Annotated in this window: 19 protein-coding genes; 16 read left to right on the top strand and 3 right to left on the bottom strand. The window is 50.5% G+C overall.

What is annotated here, in order from left to right:
• Positions 1-57 precede the first annotated feature (57 nt).
• Together fabF and DW806_RS09015 are read right to left on the bottom strand one after the other, a co-directional pair.
• Entirely contained in the window at positions 58-1,293 is a 1,236-nt protein-coding gene (gene fabF / locus DW806_RS09020) for a beta-ketoacyl-ACP synthase II (RefSeq protein WP_118729731.1), read from the bottom strand.
• 221 nt (positions 1,294-1,514) lie between these two features.
• Positions 1,515-1,775: a manganese catalase family protein gene (locus DW806_RS09015; protein WP_367399550.1), complete on the bottom strand. Its 261-nt coding sequence runs from the start codon at positions 1,773-1,775 to the stop codon at positions 1,515-1,517.
• Positions 1,776-2,034: 259 nt separating this feature from the next.
• Between DW806_RS09015 and DW806_RS15210 the strand changes: the two genes are divergently transcribed.
• From DW806_RS15210 to DW806_RS08940, 16 genes are all read left to right on the top strand, one after another.
• Entirely contained in the window at positions 2,035-2,190 is a 156-nt protein-coding gene (locus DW806_RS15210) for a hypothetical protein (protein ID WP_158574629.1), read from the top strand.
• The gene (locus DW806_RS09010; protein ID WP_118360194.1) at positions 2,177-3,238 is read left to right on the top strand and encodes a DNA cytosine methyltransferase; all 1,062 of its coding nucleotides are present in this window, start codon (positions 2,177-2,179) and stop codon (positions 3,236-3,238) included. Before DW806_RS15210 ends, DW806_RS09010 begins: the two co-directional genes overlap by 14 nt.
• A gap of 17 nt (positions 3,239-3,255) precedes the next feature.
• Positions 3,256-3,579: a YdcP family protein gene (locus DW806_RS09005; RefSeq protein WP_116704820.1), complete on the top strand. Its 324-nt coding sequence runs from the start codon at positions 3,256-3,258 to the stop codon at positions 3,577-3,579.
• A gap of 22 nt (positions 3,580-3,601) precedes the next feature.
• Positions 3,602-3,982 carry a YdcP family protein gene (locus DW806_RS09000; protein ID WP_117751331.1) on the top strand — a complete coding sequence of 127 codons (381 nt, stop codon included), beginning with the start codon at positions 3,602-3,604 and terminating at the stop codon, positions 3,980-3,982.
• Positions 3,982-5,292 carry an FtsK/SpoIIIE domain-containing protein gene (locus DW806_RS08995; protein ID WP_118360193.1) on the top strand — a complete coding sequence of 437 codons (1,311 nt, stop codon included), beginning with the start codon at positions 3,982-3,984 and terminating at the stop codon, positions 5,290-5,292. The genes DW806_RS09000 and DW806_RS08995 overlap by 1 nt, the downstream gene beginning before the upstream one ends.
• 80 nt (positions 5,293-5,372) lie before the next feature.
• Entirely contained in the window at positions 5,373-5,675 is a 303-nt protein-coding gene (locus DW806_RS08990; protein WP_110437267.1) for a type II toxin-antitoxin system RelB/DinJ family antitoxin, read from the top strand.
• Positions 5,672-5,977 carry a type II toxin-antitoxin system RelE/ParE family toxin gene (locus DW806_RS08985; RefSeq protein WP_110437266.1) on the top strand — a complete coding sequence of 102 codons (306 nt, stop codon included), beginning with the start codon at positions 5,672-5,674 and terminating at the stop codon, positions 5,975-5,977. Before DW806_RS08990 ends, DW806_RS08985 begins: the two co-directional genes overlap by 4 nt.
• A gap of 282 nt (positions 5,978-6,259) precedes the next feature.
• On the top strand, positions 6,260-7,414 hold the full coding sequence (locus DW806_RS08980) for a replication initiation factor domain-containing protein (protein WP_243038521.1): 1,155 nt from the start codon (positions 6,260-6,262) through the stop codon (positions 7,412-7,414).
• Positions 7,414-7,635 (top strand): hypothetical protein, encoded by a 222-nt coding sequence (locus DW806_RS08975; RefSeq protein WP_110437264.1) that lies wholly within the window; start codon positions 7,414-7,416, stop codon positions 7,633-7,635. The genes DW806_RS08980 and DW806_RS08975 overlap by 1 nt, the downstream gene beginning before the upstream one ends.
• A 46-nt stretch (positions 7,636-7,681) precedes the next feature.
• Positions 7,682-8,170 (top strand): antirestriction protein ArdA, encoded by a 489-nt coding sequence (locus DW806_RS08970; protein WP_199677292.1) that lies wholly within the window; start codon positions 7,682-7,684, stop codon positions 8,168-8,170.
• Between the two features lie 2 nt (positions 8,171-8,172).
• Positions 8,173-8,505, top strand: a complete 333-nt coding sequence (locus DW806_RS08965) for an antirestriction protein ArdA (protein WP_243022699.1) — start codon at positions 8,173-8,175, stop codon at positions 8,503-8,505.
• 172 nt (positions 8,506-8,677) lie between these two features.
• Positions 8,678-9,070: a conjugal transfer protein gene (locus DW806_RS08960; RefSeq protein WP_118360191.1), complete on the top strand. Its 393-nt coding sequence runs from the start codon at positions 8,678-8,680 to the stop codon at positions 9,068-9,070.
• Positions 9,054-11,504 (top strand): ATP-binding protein, encoded by a 2,451-nt coding sequence (locus tag DW806_RS08955; RefSeq protein ID WP_118360190.1) that lies wholly within the window; start codon positions 9,054-9,056, stop codon positions 11,502-11,504. The genes DW806_RS08960 and DW806_RS08955 overlap by 17 nt, the downstream gene beginning before the upstream one ends.
• Before the next feature lie 3 nt (positions 11,505-11,507).
• Entirely contained in the window at positions 11,508-13,634 is a 2,127-nt protein-coding gene (locus tag DW806_RS08950) for a CD3337/EF1877 family mobilome membrane protein (protein ID WP_118729730.1), read from the top strand.
• Positions 13,634-14,668 (top strand): lysozyme family protein, encoded by a 1,035-nt coding sequence (locus tag DW806_RS16075; RefSeq protein WP_118360188.1) that lies wholly within the window; start codon positions 13,634-13,636, stop codon positions 14,666-14,668. Before DW806_RS08950 ends, DW806_RS16075 begins: the two co-directional genes overlap by 1 nt.
• Before the next feature lie 18 nt (positions 14,669-14,686).
• On the top strand, positions 14,687-15,589 hold the full coding sequence (locus tag DW806_RS08940) for a conjugal transfer protein (protein WP_118360187.1): 903 nt from the start codon (positions 14,687-14,689) through the stop codon (positions 15,587-15,589).
• 135 nt (positions 15,590-15,724) lie between these two features.
• Here DW806_RS08940 and DW806_RS08935 read toward each other — a convergent pair whose 3' ends face one another.
• Positions 15,725-16,873 carry a hypothetical protein gene (locus tag DW806_RS08935; protein WP_118360186.1) on the bottom strand — a complete coding sequence of 383 codons (1,149 nt, stop codon included), beginning with the start codon at positions 16,871-16,873 and terminating at the stop codon, positions 15,725-15,727.
• Between the last annotated feature and the right edge of the window lie 452 nt (positions 16,874-17,325).

Below are 17,325 nucleotides of genomic sequence, written 5' to 3'. Positions count from 1 at the left end.
ATAAAGATTCGCAATTTTAAGGATGCATAATCACTAACTGCGTATTCTTGATAGGAATTATTTCTCGTATTTGGCAACAATCAGGCTGGAATTCTGTCCGCCGAAGCCGAGCGAATTGCTCATTGCAGCGTTGATTTCCGCCTTGCGCGCGGTATTCGGCACATAATCCAGATCGCATTCCGGATCGGGCTTTGCCAGGTGCAGGGTGGGCGGCAGAACGCCTTCCTCGATGGCTTTGATGCAGGCGATGGCTTCGGTCAGGCCGCCGGCGCCCATGAGGTGGCCGGTCGCGGACTTGGTGGAGCTCATCGGCGGTGCGCTTTCGCGGCCGCCGAACACGGCCTTGACTGCCAGCGTTTCGGCCTTGTCGCCGAGCGGCGTGGATGTGCCATGCGCGTTGATATAGCCAATGTCGGACGGCTGCATGCCGGCCTTCTTGAGCGCCAGCTTCATGCAGCGGGAAGCGCCTTCGCCGTCCGGGCAGGGCGCGGTAACGTGGTGTGCATCCGAGGTATTCGCGTAACCGGCGAGTACGGCGTGGATTTTTGCGCCGCGGGCGAGTGCATGCTCCTCGGTCTCAATCAGGAGAGCGCCGCCGCCTTCACCGATAACGAAGCCGTCGCGGTCAATGTCGAACGGGCGGCACGCCTGCTCGGGGTCGTCGTTTCGGCGGGAAAGCGCCTTGGCCTGCGACAGACCGGAAACCACGATCGGGCACAGAATGCTCTCGCCGCCGACTGCCAGAACCGCGTCTGCCTCGCCGGAGCGGAGCAGCATCGCTGCGGTCATGATGGCGTCGCCGCCTGCCGAGCATGCCGTGTTGAGCGTCAGACTCGGGCCGTGAATGCCGTGTGCAATCGAGATCTGGGCAGCAGCGATGTTGCCGATGGTCATCGGCACAAAGCGAGGGCCGACGCGCTTGCCTGCGTCGAACGCAGCTTGCGTCTGTGCAACGGTGGTAACGCCGTCCATTGCAGTGCCCATGACGATGCCGATACGGTCGCTTTCGCTCTCGATGGACAGCTCACTGTCCTTGAGAGCCTCCTCGGCCGCAACAAAGGCAAACTGCATGAACGGGTCCATCGTGCGGGCCAGCGTTTTCGGCATGTAGGCAGCGGGATCGAAGTCCTTCAGCTCTGCCGCGATCTGCACGGGCAGCTCGGATGCATCAAAGCGGGTAATTTTTCCTACACCGCATTGTCCCTCCACCAGTGCGGACCAGTATGCGTCCACACCAATACCGATCGGCGTAACAGCGCCCATACCGGTGATGACCAATTTCTGTTCTTTCATGCTTGTTCCCCTACTTACTGAAATTTATGCGAAGGCCTGTCCGATAGTGATCAGGCAAATATATAATATGCGCTACTTAATAGCATTATAGCAGAAATGCACGGAAAAGAAAAGTCACTTTACACGGTAAAGTGTTCAAATTTGTTTTGCACAGTGCCCCGGATTGATGCAGTATTTGCACAAAAAAGGAGACGGTCAGGGACCATCTCCTTGCAAATGCGTTATTTCTCTTTGGGCCGGATGTCGATGGACGGGTTGTAGGCGTAGTAATTCTTGGCATCCAGATTATCTTGCACAACGCGCAGCGCATCTCCGAACCGCTGGAAATGCACGACTTCTCGTTCCCGCAGGAATTTGAGCGGCTCGCGAACATCCGGGTCGTCGATCAGGCGGAGAAGGTTGTCGTAAGTTGTTCTGGCCTTTTGCTCTGGTACGATGGGATAAGAACAACTTTTGAGGGGAATTTGTACAAGCCTTTTCATGCTGCGGTGTGACAAGAACAACAAAATTACCGTAAAATGACAAAAATAAAGCAGGACAAGCTGTTTCCTAAAATACAAACCATATTACGTCAAAAACTGGTAAAGCGAAAGCCGTTCTCAAAGAAGGACGGCTTTTTCATTACCCGAAAAAGGAGAAGATCATGCTTACTCAATATAAAATCTATTGTTTGTTTGCCAGACCGCCGCCGTTCAGCGTACAGATAGTATGACAATTCATGTAATAGCAGGAGGGATACTCATGTACTACAACATCTGTCCGCACTGCGGGGCACACTTAGACCCGGACGAGCACTGCGACTGCCTTGCCCGTGTACGCGGCAAGAAAATCCGCACCGGCAACTGCCGTATCCACGGCATGATGGGCCGCACGAGGTATGCGCGTGACCGCACTTAAACTCGGCAGTCTGTTCGATGGAATCGGCGTATTTCCATTGGCGGCGGTACACTGCGGCATTGAACCCGTATGGGCGAGTGAGATCGAAGCACGCCCGATCTCCATCACCAAACGGCATTTCCCGGATATGCTGCACCTGGGTGACATTACAAAGATCAGCGGCGCAGAGATACCGCCGGTCGATGTGATTACGTTCGGCTCGCCCTGTCAGGACTTGTCGCAGATTGGCACGAGAAATGGTTTTGCGGGCAAGAAATCCAGCCTGTTTTATCAGGCCATGCGAATTATCGAGGAGATGAGATATGCAACCAATGGTCGGTATCCAGCTTTCTGTATTTGGGAAAACGTTGCGGGAGCGTTTTCTTCAAATGACAGGCTGGATTTTGCAGCCATGCTCAGTGCGTTCACAGGTGCCGAGGTTTCAGTGCCTCCTCGTGGATGGGCGCACGCCGGAATGGTGCGAGGGGGACGCGCTGATACCGCTTGGCGACTGCTGGACGCCCAGTATTGGGGAGAACCCGCCCTCGCACAGCGGCGCAAGCGCGTGTTCGTCGTGGCGGATTTTGCAGGCCAGCGTGCCGGAGAAGTATTATTTAAGCCCCGGACTGTGCTCCCGTTTTCTACGATTAGCGGTCCGGGCGGGTTGTCCGCCACCCAAAGAGGTGGAGTGCCTGCTGCTCAAACAGGGCGGCAGGTACCCATCGTCAGACCGTTTTCCCTCCGGCGTATGCGAACTATGGCACAGGTCGGAGATCAGAAAGGGTTCTGTGCCAGCTTCGGACGAGGAGGAGAACCGTTCCCAACTCTGCTTGCGAGTGTAACGGCGCCGTTTTCGTTTTGGTACGAGAGTGAGGAACGGGACGGATTCCTGCGCGTGCTGACACCGCTGGAATGTGAGCGGTTGATGGGTCTGCCTGAAAACTGGACAAAGTACGGCTGCAAGAATGAAGAAATCAGCGATCATGCCCGTTATCGCGCACTTGGCAACTCGATTGCCCTGCCGTGCGCAGAATATGTGATGGCGGGTATCGCGGAAGTAATGAATTAGAATTTGGAGGTCTTTTTATGGAATTGAAATTTGTGATTCCGAACATGGCGAAGTCGCTCGGCAATCTGGAATTTGGCGGTCCGGCCGAGGTAAAGCGCGGCGACACCCGTCGCAACGGCACCCAGACCAAGGTGCTGTACCGCCGCTACAAGCTGTTCAGCGATGTGCAGCGTGCGGATGATATTGAGGTCGTGATCGACGGCGCAGCAGGTCAGAAGCAGTTCGCGTATATGGAGCCGGTCAAGCTCAAGAACCCGTCCGTGACGGCTGAGGGCTACGTTATCAACGGCCGCGCGTTCGTGGACTACATTCTGCACGCGGAAGATATGGAAAAGGCGTAAACGAGAAAGGACGGTACGATTTATGAGATTCAGCAATGGTTTTTTTGGTGAAAATGAAGCAACGCTCGGCACGCTGCGTTTTTCGGCAATGCGCCGCGAGGTGTTCGAGGAGAACGCAGACGGCACGCCGTCCGAGGTGGTCAAGGAGCGCACCTACGATCTGAAAAGCGACAAGCAGGGCCGTATGATTCAGGTCAGTGTTCCGGCGAGCGTTCCGGTGCGCGATTTTGCGTACAACGCGGAAGTGAAACTGGTCAATCCGATGTTCGGTGCAATCGCCCATGTGACGTTCGGCAACAGCGCCGAGGTGGACTGGTACATCAAGGCGGACGATCTGGTGCTCAAAACGCCCGCACAGAACAGCCAGCCGCACAAGGATGTTCCGGCGGATAAGAAATCGTAATGCACAGGCTGTGGAGAAAGCGCGGCAGGCGGATTCGTCCGAACGATAAAGATTTGGTGTTCCGAACGGTGTTTTTCCTGCTGTTCGCGGTGTTTGCCGTGGCATTTGTACTGCTGAATATCCGCACAGACTGGCGCAGTCCGTCCGTGGCTTACCTGCTGTTCAGCGCGGCCATGGGTGTAAAAGTGTGTACCGTGACGGCGTGGCTGCTGTACCGCCGGTTTCCGGACAAGCTGAATGAAATGCGCCATCGGCAAAAGCTGGCGCGCATGGTACTGGAAAACCAGTGGTATGAGCAGAGCGACACCAAACAGTCGGAGGGATTTTTTAAGGACCTGCCTGCAAGTTCAAAACCGAAGATTGCCCGTTTTCTGCGAATGTATTACCGCATGGAAAACGGGCTTTTGCATATCACGGCGGAGATTACGCTCGGAAAGTTTCAAGAACCGCTGCTGCACTTGGAAAACAAGCTGGAAAGCGGTTTGTATTGTGAGCTTGTCAGCAGGGAACTGCTGGACGGATTTGTGGAGTACACGCTGCTGTATGACATGATCGCAAACCGTATCCCCATCTCTGAGGTGTGCGTGGAGCACGGCAAAATGCGGCTTATGCAGAACACCTATTGGGAGTTTGACAGTCTGCCGCATATGCTGATCGCGGGCGGTACAGGCGGCGGCAAAACGTACTTTATCCTGACGTTGATTCGGGCATTGTTAGAAACTAATGCGGTTTTGTACATTCTTGACCCGAAAAACGCAGATTTAGCGGACTTATCCAGTGTCCTGCCGAACGTATGCAGCCGCAAAGAGGAGATCGTGCAGTGTATCACCGAGTTCTGCACGGCTATGCACGAACGCAGTGCGGATATGAAGCGCATGGAAAATTACAAAACCGGCGAAAACTATGCATATCTCGGACTTTCACCGCATTTTCTCGTGTTTGACGAGTACGTTGCGTTTATGGAAATGCTGACCAGCAGGGAGCGCGAAGATGTGCTCAACAAGCTGCGGCAGATTGTCATGCTGGGACGGCAGGCGGGATTCTTCCTGATTCTCGCCTGTCAGCGCCCGGATGCTAAATATCTCGGTGACGGTATCCGCGACCAGTTTAATTTCCGTGTCGCGCTTGGTAGAATGTCCGAACTTGGATACAGTATGATGTTTGGAGAAACGAAAAAGGAGTTCTTTTTCAAGAATATCAAGGGAAGAGGTTATGCCGATACCGGAAAGGGGGTGATTACGGAGTTTTATACTCCGATCGTGCCGAAAGGGTACGACTTTTTGCAGGAGATTGGGAGGTGTGCAAAATAATTATGTAGCAACAATGTAGCTACATAATTGACGCATAGAATACGATGTGTTATACTAAATTTGAAAAGGAGGTCTGCAAGATGGATAATGTTATTTCTTCTGCAAAAACAGATATGTTCCGTATTCGCATGAATCCTGAAATTCGTGAAGAATTGGAGCAGATTTATGCAAAAACGGGGTTGACACTCACGGACGCAATCAATGTGTTTTTTCAGCAGTCATTAAATGCAGGCGGTTTCCCCTTTGCAGTGACAGGAGATAATGCGGAAATTGTTAAGGCAAAGGCTCTGGCACGGTTGGTGAAAGAACTGAAAAAGGGCGATGATTGCACCGAAAGCTATTCTGCCGAGCAGGCCCGGGCTATGTTGGGTATTGCTGAATGAGAATTAAATTTAAGAAAACTGCTGTTGAAGATATGCGGGCAACGGAACGATATATTAGGGAGCAGCTTAACAATCCGTCAGCAGCAGCAAAATTAACTCGTCGGGTGTATGACGCGATTATGCTGTTAGAGGATAATCCGTTTATGGGCACAGAATTGTGCAGTCGCTATGCGGTAGATACGGACATTCGGTTTTTAGTAGTAGCAAAGCAGATTGTGTTCTATCGTGTTGTGGGCAACGAATATGTAGAAGTTACCCGTGTACTTGATGGGCGTCAGGATTATATGGCGCTGCTTTTTTGAAATTAAATATGTACACGCAAAACGCGCAGAGAAAAGAACTCTGCGCGTTTTTCTATGCCCTCGCGCCGTCTGTGCGGCGGCGTGCAGCGCGAAAGCCGACGGCACGGAACGGTGCGTTGGGCGCGGCGCAGCCGCGCCCGAACGTCGGAACCCCCTTTCTCTAACAGGGGGGTACAAATCGGACAAGATAGGCGAACTACGCAAAACTTTGAACAAAATCAATCAGAAACGGAGGTAAAATTGCAAAACAGGACTTGGATAACGGACTTTCGGGCAAAACGGATGCAAATTGGCGTATCCGAACAGGAACTGGCTCTGGAAGCCGGACTGACACCGGAATATTACCGCCGGTTGGAGCAGGAAAACCAATCCGTGCCGCAAAAGGTACGCAGGCGGCTGAAAGACGCGCTCATTCGGCTGCACCCTGAGCCGCTGACACTGCTGTTCGACTATGTGCGTATCCGCTTTCCAACAATGGATGTGAAGCACATCATTGAAGATGTACTTCGGCTGAAAATGAAATATCTGGTGCAGGAGCCGCGTGGAATGTACGGCTACACGAGCACTTACCGGATTGGTGACGTGATGGTGCTGACCTCGCCGTTGGAAGAAATGGGCGTGTTGCTTGAACTGCGCGGCAAAGGCTGTCGGCAGTTTGAAGCGTATCTGGACGGACAAAAGCGGACTTGGTACGAATTTTTCCGTAAGTGTATGAAAGAAAAGGCGGTGTTCAAACGGGTAGACCTCGCGGTGAATGACTTGGTGGGTATGCTGGATATTCCGCTGCTTATCAGCAAATGCCGCAAGGAGGAATGCGTTTCGGTGTTCCGCAGTTTTCGGGCGTTTCGCTCGGGCGGGCTGGTCAGTCGGCAGGAGCAGGACAGCGCCCACATGGGCGCAACGCTGTACATCGGCTCGATGCAGTCCGATTTGTACTTTTGCCTTTACGAGAAAGCGTATGAGCAGCTTGTGAAAAACGGTACGCCGCTCGAACAGGCGGACATTCAGAACCGCTTTGAAATCCGGCTGAAAAATGAGCGGGCGGACAACGCCGTGTATGATCTTGTGTCGAACGAGAATCCGGAACAGACAGCGTTCGGCATTATCAACCGCTATGTGCGTTTTGTGGATAAGGAGAGCGGAAAACCGCGTGAGGAATGGCCGCTGAACCCGATGTGGGAAACCTTTATCGGCAAGCACCGCAATACGCTCAAACTGACAACTGCACCCGAGCCGTACACGCTGGAACGGACGCTGAACTGGTTTTCGCATCAGGTGGCACCGACGGCGAAAATGCTCATGCTGATTGATGAAAAGTGTGGAACGTCCCATGTCAAGGATATTCTGGACAACACAGAACTGCGGGACAAGCACCGTAAAATCATTCAGCAGAAGATGAGAACGGTTAATGAAATGATTCAGATGGAGGATAACTAATGAATTTTGGCGTAAATCTGTATAACTGGCTGCTGTCGAACGCCCAGCCGCTGGTGCTGGTTGCTATCGTGGTGATCGGCCTGTATCTCGGCTTCAAGCGTGAGTTTACGAAGCTGATTGGTTTTCTCGTGGTGGCCATGCTGTCGGTTGGTCTGGTGTTCAACGCGGCAGGCGTTAAAGATGTTCTGCTGAATCTGTTCAATCAGATTCTTGGTGCGTAAGGCTGGCTGAAAAGTCAGCCTTTTCTTATGAGATGGAGGTGAAAACATGGAAGAAATGCGCGTTTATATTGCCAATCTCGGCAAATACAACGAAGGCGAACTTGTCGGCGCGTGGTTTGAACCGCCTATCGACATGGACGAAGTGAGAGAGCGTATCGGGCTGAACGACCAGTATGAGGAGTACGCCATCCACGATTTTGAACTGCCGTTCGAGATCGGCGAGTATACGCCTATCGAGGAGGTCAACCGCCTGTGCGAAATGGTGGAGGACCTGCCGGACTACATTCGGGATAACATGGGTTCGCTGCTCAGTTATTACAGCGGTGTCGAGGACTTCTGCGAACACGCGGACGATATTATCCTGTGGAGCGGTTGTGATACAACGGCCGATGTGGCAGAGCAGATGTTGGACGAGGGCCTGATTTCGGATGAAACACTGCGCCGGTATTTCGACAGCGTGCAGTACGGACGCGATCTCTCGATGGAGGGCGACTTTGTGGAAACCAAAGACGGCGTGTTTGAACTGGTGAGGTGAAAATGATATTAGAAATGCGAGTTTACATCGAAAAGCGGCATAAGAGCCGCGAAATTGAGCTGGTCGGTGCGTGGTTTACGCCGCCCATCGACTATGACGAGCTGGAAGAACGTATTGGCGTGACCGACCAGGAGCCGGACTACGTTATCCGTGATTACGAGCTGCCGTTCGAGATTGATGAAGATATGATGATCGAAGAACTGAACTGTCTGTGTCAGCTTGTAGAATATCTGCCGGAATCCGTGCAGAACAATACGGGTGCACTGCTCAAAGAGTATGGCAGTGTGGAAAATGTGTATAAGCACTTTGCCAAAAATCAGAATCCCGTTCTATAAAAGGAGGGCCGCTGCGAGAATGGTGAGGGGGTGAAGCACGGCTGTGTGTAACTGCCGACAAGGAGTTATACATCAACCGTGTAGGGGGAGAGGAAAGACGCCTGCGGCAGGAACTCGTTCCTCTCCCCCTATACCCTTTATATAATGTAGAAAAGTGAAAAGGAGCTGCAATTTGAAAAAACTAAGAAGTTACAGCAGTGTATGGAAAGTAGAACAGGTAATATACTCGTTCGGTGACGCAAAACTGCCGACACCTGTCACCGTGACCCAGCTGCTCTGGCTGGCGGTAAGCGGTGTGCTGGTGTTCATGTTCCGTAAAGTGCCGCCGCTGGTGCTTATTCATAACCCGCTGATTTTGTGCGGTATTCCGTTCGGTGTGACGTGGTTTATGAGCAAAAAGACCTTTGACGGCAAGAAACCGTACAGTTTCGTGTGCTCGGTAATCGCCTATGCGCTGCGTCCGAAAGTCACCTTTGCCGGAAAGTCTGTCCGGCTGAAAAAGCACCGCGAGAACGCGGATATTACCGTAGTGAGGAGTGAGATTATCCGTGCCGTATCCGATTAAATATATTGAAAATAACCTTGTTTGGAACATTGAGGGCGAGTGTTTTGCATATTACGAACTGATTCCGTTCAACTACTCGTTCCTCTCGCTGGAACAGAAAGACGCGGTGCATGACGCTTTCCGGCAGCTTATCGCGCAGAACCGTGATGGCAAGATTCACGCTTTGCAGATTAGCACAGAAAGCAGTATCCGCGCCGCACAGGAGCGTTCCAAGAAAAGCGTGACCGGACGACTGAAAGAGATCGCTTGCGCCGAGATTGACGAGCAGACGGAAAATCTGATTGCTTCTCTCGGTGATACACAGGTCGATTACCGCTTTTTCCTCGGCTTTAAGCTGGTTGTGACGGATAAGGAGTTGTCCGTGAAAGATGTGGGAAAACAGGTCAAGAATGTGCTGTTCGATGCGGCAAACGCTATCAGCAGTTCTTTCATGGGTGATTTCGTGAGTATGCCAAACGACGAAATCCGCCGTTATTCCCGCATGGAAAAGTTGATGGAAAATAAGCTGTCGCGTCGTTTTAAGGTGCGTCGGCTAAATAAGAATGACTTCGGCTATCTGCTGGAGCATATCTACGGCAGGACCGGCACGGCCTATGAAGATTTTGCGTTTACGCTGCCACTTAAAAAACGCAAGCGTGATACACTGGTTAAAAAGTATGATCTTATCAAGCCTGCCCGTTGTCTGATTGAGGAAAAACAGCGGTATTTACACATGAAGTCCGAGAATTCGGAAAGCTACGTTGCGTACTTTACGATTTCGGATGTGGTCGGTGAACTGGATTTCCCATCCAGTGAGATTTTCTACTATCAGGAACAGCAGTTTGACTTTGCGATTGATACCTCAATGAATGTAGAGATTATCACGAATAAAGCTGCATTACATACGGTTCGCAACAAGAAAAAAGAGCTGAAAGACCTCGATAATCATGCGTGGGAAAATAACTCGGAAACCACCAATCAGGTGGCAGAAGCGCTGGACAGCGTAGATGAACTCGAAAGTGTTCTTGACCAGAGCAAAGAATCCATGTACAAGCTGTCCTATGTTGTGCGCGTTACCGCGCCGGACGTGGAAGAACTCAAACGCCGCTGTAACCAAGTGCGCGATTTCTACGATGACGCAAGTATCAAGCTGGTTCGGCCGATCGGTGATATGATGGGACTGCACAGCGAATTTATTCCGGCAAGTAAGCGGTACATGAATGACTATATGCAGTATGTCACCAGTGATTTTCTCGCCGGTTTGGGATTCGGCGCAACGCAAATGCTCGGTGAGCGTGACGGTATCTATCTCGGCTACAATGTCGATACCGACCAGAATGTCTATGTTCAGCCTGCCAAAGCGGCACAAGGCGTTAAAGGCTCTGTCACCAATGCGCTGTCCGGTGCATTTCTCGGCTCTCTGGGCGGCGGTAAATCGCTGTCGTTCAACCTGCTTACTTACTACGCTGTTCTGAACGGCGCACAGGCTCTTATCCTTGACCCGAAATCCGAGCGCGGCCGTTGGAAAGAGAGGTTGCCGGAGATTGCAGACGAGATCAATATTGTAAATCTGACCTCGGACGAGGAAAACAAGGGGATGCTTGACCCATATATCATCATGCGGAAAACTAAGGATGCAGAAAGCCTTGCGCTTGATGTGCTGACTTTCCTTACGGGCATTTCCTCGCGTGACGGCAAGCTGTTTCCTGTCCTGCGACGGGCGGTGCGTGCGGTCACAAACAGCGAAACGCGCGGTCTGCTCCGCGTCATTGATGCGCTGCGGGACGATGGCTCGGAAACCGCGCTTGCGATTGCCGAGCATATCGAATCGTTCACGGACTATGACTTTGCTCACCTGCTGTTCTCAAATGGCAAGGTGCAGCAGACGATCAGCCTTGAAAAGCAGCTGAATATCATTCAAGTTGCCGATCTGGTTCTGCCGGATAAGGATACCGCGCCTGCGGACTACACCACCATTGAAATGCTGTCTATCTCCATGCTGATCGTCATTTCCACCTTTGCGCTGGACTTTATCCATTCGGACAGAAGTATCTTCAAGATGGTCGGTCTTGATGAAGCATGGGCGTTCCTCAATGTGGCACAGGGCAAAACGCTGGCAAACAAGCTGGTTCGCGCCGGTCGTTCGATGAACGCTGCCGTTTACTTTGTCACCCAGAACGCCGGTGATGTGGCAGACGAGAATATCAAGAACAATATCGGCATGAAGTTTGCGTTCCGCTCTACGGATATTAACGAGATCAAGAAAACGCTTGAATTTTTTGGCCTGGATTCCGAGGACGAAAACAATCAGAAGCGGCTTCGCAATCTGGAAAACGGTCAGTGCCTTTTCCAAGACCTTTACGGTCGCATCGGCGTTATCAAGTTCCATGTCATGTTCGATTATCTGTTCCATGCGTTCGATACGCGCCCGCCGGTTACAGGGAACGAGGTGTAACGTGTGACAAATGCCTTAAAAGTTCAGAAATTAGCCATTACAGCCTTTATCGCGGTTGTGATGGCTTTTCTTTTTCTCAATTTGTTCACCGTGCAGGCGCACGCCGCCGGACTGCTGGACGAAACCATTGATACGGCGCACGAGTTCAGCAGGTATCCCATTGATAACTACCAGCTTGATTTTTACGTTGATTCCTCGTGGGATTGGCTGCCATGGAACTGGCTGGACGGTATCGGCAAAACGGCGCAGTACGCAATTTACCTGTTCACGAATTTCCTGTGGACGCTGAATTTGTACATTTCAAATGCAGTTGGTTATCTGATTCAGCAGGCATATGACCTCGACTTCATCAGCAGTGCCGCCAGTGAGATCGGCAAAAACATTCAGTTGATCGCGGGTGTATCGGCCAGCGGATTTGACAGCACGGGCCTGTTTCCCGGTATGATGGCGATTGTCACGCTACTGGTTGGCGTGTACTGCACCTATGTTGGACTGGTCAAACGAGAAACGACAAAAGCGTTTCATGCGGCGCTGAATTTCGCCGTTGTGTTTGTGGTGTCGGTTGGGCTGATTGCCTACGCACCATCTGCAATTACCGGTGTAAACGAGTTTTCGAGCGACATCAGCAACGGTATTGTCGATGTGAGCGCGAAAATTCTTGCGCCGGACACGGCAGGCGAGAACACGGGCGTTTCTGCGATTCGGGACTGTTTGTTCGGTATCCAAGTCAAGCAGCCGTGGCTTATCATGCAGTTTGGCGATTCGAATGTGGAGAATATCGGAGAAGAACGGGTAAACAGCCTGCTCGGCACTTCGCCGGACGAGAATCGCGGCAAAGACAGGGAAGAAGTCGTGAAATCGGAACTGGAAGATTACGATAATGGCAATCTGACCGTAACCGAGGTGACAAGCCGGTTCGGCCTATCCGTGTTCTTCCTGATTTTCAATCTGATAGTGTCGGCGTTTGCGATTATGCTCACAGGCAGTATGCTTCTATCGCAGATTTTGTTTATCATCAGCGCGATGTTCCTGCCGGTGAGCCTGCTGATCAGCATGATTCCGGCGTTTTCTGGGACAAGCAGACGAGCAGTGATTTCGCTGTTTAACACAATTATGCTGAGAGTGGGAACAACGCTGCTGACCACGTTCGTTCTGGTGCTATCCTCGCTAGCGTACACGATTGCCAACGGAAAACCGTTCGTGGTGGTCGTATTGCTGCAGGTAATTGTGTTCGCGGGCGTGTACATGAAGCGCGACAAGCTGCTCGGCATGATCGGTCTGCGTGATGAGGGCAAGGGTCGTGTCGGTCGAGCCATGACAAACCGGCCGCGCCGGACGATTTCTCGTGCTGTGAGAAAGGCACTGCCGTTTGCGGCAGGTGTTGGAGTAGGAAAGCGCTCTGCGCAGCGCCGTGCTATGCAGAGTACACAGAGAACAGCTTCAACTTCGGCAAGCCGTGAAACCGTTCAGCCGAAGAAGAAGAATCTTGGTCAGAGAGTAGGCGAAACGGCAGGCAAGATTGCGGATACGCCATCTCGCGTGCGGGATAAGGCGGTAGAAACCGTGCAAAAGGTCAAGGACGCACCGACTAATGCGGAATATGCTGTCCGCAGCAATGTGGAATCTGCACGGGAAAGTGTGCGGGAAACCATGCAGAAACGTCGAGAAGCGCGTGCTGCACAGATGGAATCTCGCAGGACTACCACGGCAAGCTGCCGGGAACAGTTATCTCAGCGAAAAAGAGAACGCAATGAGGGTAATACGGAAAAGCCCAGAACGGAAAGCACTCGTGTTGCACCAAAGGAGCGCCCAACTGTCCCCAAACAGCAGAAAACCGAACCGGAAAAGCCGTCTGCACCGCAGAATCGACCTCGGTCGGAACGGATTGAACCGACACCCAGACAGCGGGAAGATCGTCCGACGGTCAAGGATAAGCCGCAGACTACGGTTGCAGACCGCAAGCCGGACCGTCCGGCAGAACGTCCGATGGTGCCGGACAAGCCGAAAACACGATATACAATGCCAAAAGGACTGGACGAAGAAACCTTTGGTGTGGAGTTCAAACAGCGGAAAACCGGAGAAATCACGCGCAAACAGCGGCGTTCGGAGAGCCGAGGTGAGCGCAAGTGATGAAAAAGGCGGCAATGGCAGGTGCCCTGGGCTTCGGACTGCTGATTGCTTTACTTCTGTCGATGTTTCTGATTATTGCTTCGGATGATGAGGGCGGCGGAAGTAATTCGGGACTGTATATCGGTGTGAATCTCTCAGCAGAAGTGCTCGCGCATCAACCCATGGTTGAGAAGTACGCACGGCAGAACGGTATCAGCGATTATGTCTATGTCCTGCTTGCTATTATTCAGGTGGAAAGCGAGGGCAAGCTGGAGGACGTTATGCAGTCGTCTGAATCTGCCGGACTGCCGATGAATACGCTCGGCACAGAGGACAGTATCAAGCAGGGATGCAAGTATTTCGCCGAATTGGTGACAAAGGCGGACAAACTCGGCTGTGATATGGACGCTGTAATTCAAGCGTACAATTACGGCAGTGGCTTTCTGGACTTCGTTGCGAAAAACGGCAAGCGGTACACCTTTGAACTGGCACAGGAGTTTTCTCGTCAGCACTCCGGCGGCGTGAAAGTCACCTATAAAAATGAGATTTCCACGCCGATCAACGGCGGCTGGCGGTATAACTACGGCAATATGTTCTATGTCAAGTTGGTAAAGCAATATCTGACGCAGACCGGCGGTGACGCACTCGGAACGGACGCACAGAATCGCATTGTCGAGGTGGCACGAAATTCAGAAAAGTACGGTATTTCGGCTGCTGGCGGATATTGTGAAGCATGGGCGGAAGAAGTTTACCGCAAAGCGGGTGTATCCATCGACCGGCATTGTTGTGCGGGCAAAAATCGTGCGCTGTATACGGTCGGAAAGTCCAGCAAGAATATTCCGCTCGGTGCGATGGTTTACAATGACCCGGCGGTATACCAGTCCCGAACGAACGACACCTGCGGACGAAATGCGGGTCACGTCGGCATTTACATTGGCAACGGCCAGATTATTTCCAACATCGGCGGTACTGTCATTGATACCGTAGAGGGCTGGACGGCCTACTATGGCTTCGGCGGCTGGGGCTGGGGCGGCGCTGTGGTTGCACAAAAATAAGACAAAGGAGAACGAATTATGTTTCAGAAAAAGACAGAAAAGCAGCAGAAACAAAAGAAACTGCGCGTTTACACGGTGAACAGCCGCAAGCCTGCTGTGATTGCACTGTGGCTGCTGTTCGTCTGTGGATTTGCGTTTGCATTGTACAAGAACTTTACAGCGATTGACACCCATACTGTTCACGAAAAGGAGATTGTTGAGCGCCGTGTGGAGGATACCAGCGGCGTAGAAGCGTTTGTGCGGAACTTTGCGAAAACGTACTATTCATGGAGCAACAACAAGGATTCCGTTGCACAGCGTACCGATGCGCTGACCGGTTATCTGACCGAGGACCTGCAGCGTTTAACGGCTGACACCGTGAAAAGTGACGTTGCGGTTTCCTCGTCCGTGCAGGACGTTCAGATTTGGTCTGTGGCGCAGAGAGGCGAAAACGATTTTGCGGTCGTGTTCACGGTAGCGCAAACCATTTCGGACGGCAAGAAAAAGGACACCGTATTCAGCGTTTATAAAACGATGGTCCACAAGGACGATAACGGCGATATGGTTATCACGCAAGCACCGACGATCACCGGAAAGCCTGCAAAATCTGCATATACGCCAAAAGCCGCAGAACCCGACGGAACGGTTTCTGCGGCCGAGAGCGAGGATATTACGGATTTCCTGACCACTTTTTTCACGCTGTATCCGACGGCTACGGAAAAAGAGCTGTCTTACTATGTCAGCAGTGGTTCCATGCCGTCGGTAAAGTGCGTGGACTATGCGTTCAATCAACTTAAAAGCACGGTGCTGAACAAGGACGGCGATACCGTAACGGCAACTGTGGCGGTGGAATATCTGGACAGCGTTACACAAATGACGCAGATTTCGCAGTTTGAGCTTGCGCTGAAACTGGTGGATGGGAATTGGAAAATCGTCGGGTGATGTATGCGTTTGTACGGGGAAAAGTAGCAAGTAACGAAGTGTGAAAATCGAATACCGAAGAGGAAAAAGGCTCGTCGCAGAATGTTTCGATTCTGAGACGAGCCTTCTATTCTCGCGGTGGCGAGCGCAAAAATTTTATGATTCACTTGATATTTTTATACATGGATACTTAGTTTCTTGCGTTTGTGTATTTGTTTCACACCAAACCAGATAATCTTCATCAAAAGGATATAATACATAATCAATTAACCCAGAAACATTTTCGGACAAATCCAATACTTTATTGGTTGTTATATCCCACACATAAAGTGCATTTCCAGTAATCGGACGCCATGTTATAAAATCGTTTGAAGATTGCAGTTCAGCAAATTCTAAGGTGCTGTCAATATTGTTTGGATATAATTTCGTGGTGGCGTCTATCTGTTTTGACCATTTCTTATGAGCGAAGTCATAACAGTATAACGATTCTGATTTTTGCGGCTGCCACTCCGAAACGCCTACGATAAAAGAGTTTGTGATGCATATTTCCTGCAACGGTTCGGGCGGCTCGATACACATACGTTTATGTTTTTCTATGTCATATGTCCAAAGGGAACTGCCATTAGAATCATATTTTAGATAAACAACATTTTTGTCATTCACAGACGGTGAACCAAAAGTGGTTTGCATGGAATCTGCTGTATCTGCAATTTCCAATTTATGATTGTTCAAATCATAAATTTTTATTGCAGGGTAAATACCATCTTCATTAGCTGTATAGCTGGCGTAAACAACAAAGCTGCCATTTACCGAAAGCGACCACGGGTGCGGGTCAAAATTCCGTGTTTTAGGGAAGAAATCGTTTTCGCCGTCTACGAATATGATTTCTCCTGTACGCAGGTCAGCCGCGTATACAGCCCAATTTTCACCAATAGAACTTCCTACACGCAGTTCGGCGTCTTGGCTCTCGGACCAGACAAACCAATTATCCTTATAATCAAAGGTTGTCATGGTGCCGTTTGTTTGCGTGTCCAATTTAATAAGTTCCTGTTGCTCTTGGGTATTTAAGTCAACCGACCTGATATAGTTATCAGCGTAATTTTTATATAATATCTCATGGTCGGATTTGTGACCGATATAAATGCTTTTTTCAAAATCAATATAATCTGATAAGATTACTGCGGTTTCGGTGTATGGTTCAATGGAAGCAACTAAATTTTTATTTTCACGCTCTCGATAACAATAAAGACCGAACATAGTTACTACAGCTAATAGAATGCATGAAATGGAAAGGTTCTTTTTCATTACTTTTCTCCTGCAATAGCCATTATAATTTAACTCAAATATAGCTGGTAAGACTATAAAATGCTTTACAGTTATTGTGAAAGATAATCGAGTATGTAAATTGTTTATTTCATATTTGTATTATACCATTAAAAGTGGAATTTGTACTGAAAGTGCAGAGTTCAGTATGATTTTTGCAGTAAAATGCACAGATGACGAATGGCGTTTTGGAGAGCTGTTGTCTGTTGTTTTACATTTTTAAAATAATCGCTACGGTATATCGATTATTATTCGTTGCGTGTTATGGATTTCTTGATTATCTTTTTCATATTATAGCCGACGGCAACCTAAAGGACTATCTTACTATGTTAGCAATGATTCCATGCTTACATATATGGTCAGCCAGCTTAAAAGCATAGTGTTGAACAGGCATAGCGATACTGTAATGGTAACTGTGACAGTAGAATACTGGA

It is taken from the genome of Butyricicoccus sp. AM32-19, assembly GCF_003480365.1.
Lineage (GTDB): Bacteria > Bacillota > Clostridia > Oscillospirales > Butyricicoccaceae > Agathobaculum > Agathobaculum butyriciproducens.
Note: the sequence above shows the minus strand (reverse complement) of the source record. Positions and strands in the feature narration are given on the sequence as shown.

Bases quoted from the DNA above. Each gene is read 5' to 3' on its own strand.
- DW806_RS08935 (WP_118360186.1), bottom strand. From the start codon at position 16,873: ATGAAAAAGAACCTTTCCATTTCATGCATTCTATTAGCTGTAGTAACT.
- DW806_RS09005 (WP_116704820.1), top strand. From the start codon at position 3,256: ATGGAATTGAAATTTGTGATTCCGAACATGGCGAAGTCGCTCGGCAAT.
- DW806_RS08990 (WP_110437267.1), top strand. From the start codon at position 5,373: ATGGATAATGTTATTTCTTCTGCAAAAACAGATATGTTCCGTATTCGC.
- DW806_RS08975 (WP_110437264.1), top strand. From the start codon at position 7,414: ATGAATTTTGGCGTAAATCTGTATAACTGGCTGCTGTCGAACGCCCAG.
- DW806_RS08995 (WP_118360193.1), top strand. From the start codon at position 3,982: ATGCACAGGCTGTGGAGAAAGCGCGGCAGGCGGATTCGTCCGAACGAT.
- DW806_RS09015 (WP_367399550.1), bottom strand. From the start codon at position 1,775: ATGAAAAGGCTTGTACAAATTCCCCTCAAAAGTTGTTCTTATCCCATC.
- DW806_RS16075 (WP_118360188.1), top strand. From the start codon at position 13,634: ATGAAAAAGGCGGCAATGGCAGGTGCCCTGGGCTTCGGACTGCTGATT.
- DW806_RS08940 (WP_118360187.1), top strand. From the start codon at position 14,687: ATGTTTCAGAAAAAGACAGAAAAGCAGCAGAAACAAAAGAAACTGCGC.
- DW806_RS09000 (WP_117751331.1), top strand. From the start codon at position 3,602: ATGAGATTCAGCAATGGTTTTTTTGGTGAAAATGAAGCAACGCTCGGC.
- DW806_RS08980 (WP_243038521.1), top strand. From the start codon at position 6,260: ATGCAAATTGGCGTATCCGAACAGGAACTGGCTCTGGAAGCCGGACTG.
- DW806_RS08970 (WP_199677292.1), top strand. From the start codon at position 7,682: ATGGAAGAAATGCGCGTTTATATTGCCAATCTCGGCAAATACAACGAA.
- DW806_RS08985 (WP_110437266.1), top strand. From the start codon at position 5,672: ATGAGAATTAAATTTAAGAAAACTGCTGTTGAAGATATGCGGGCAACG.
- DW806_RS15210 (WP_158574629.1), top strand. From the start codon at position 2,035: ATGTACTACAACATCTGTCCGCACTGCGGGGCACACTTAGACCCGGAC.
- DW806_RS08965 (WP_243022699.1), top strand. From the start codon at position 8,173: ATGATATTAGAAATGCGAGTTTACATCGAAAAGCGGCATAAGAGCCGC.
- fabF (WP_118729731.1), bottom strand. From the start codon at position 1,293: ATGAAAGAACAGAAATTGGTCATCACCGGTATGGGCGCTGTTACGCCG.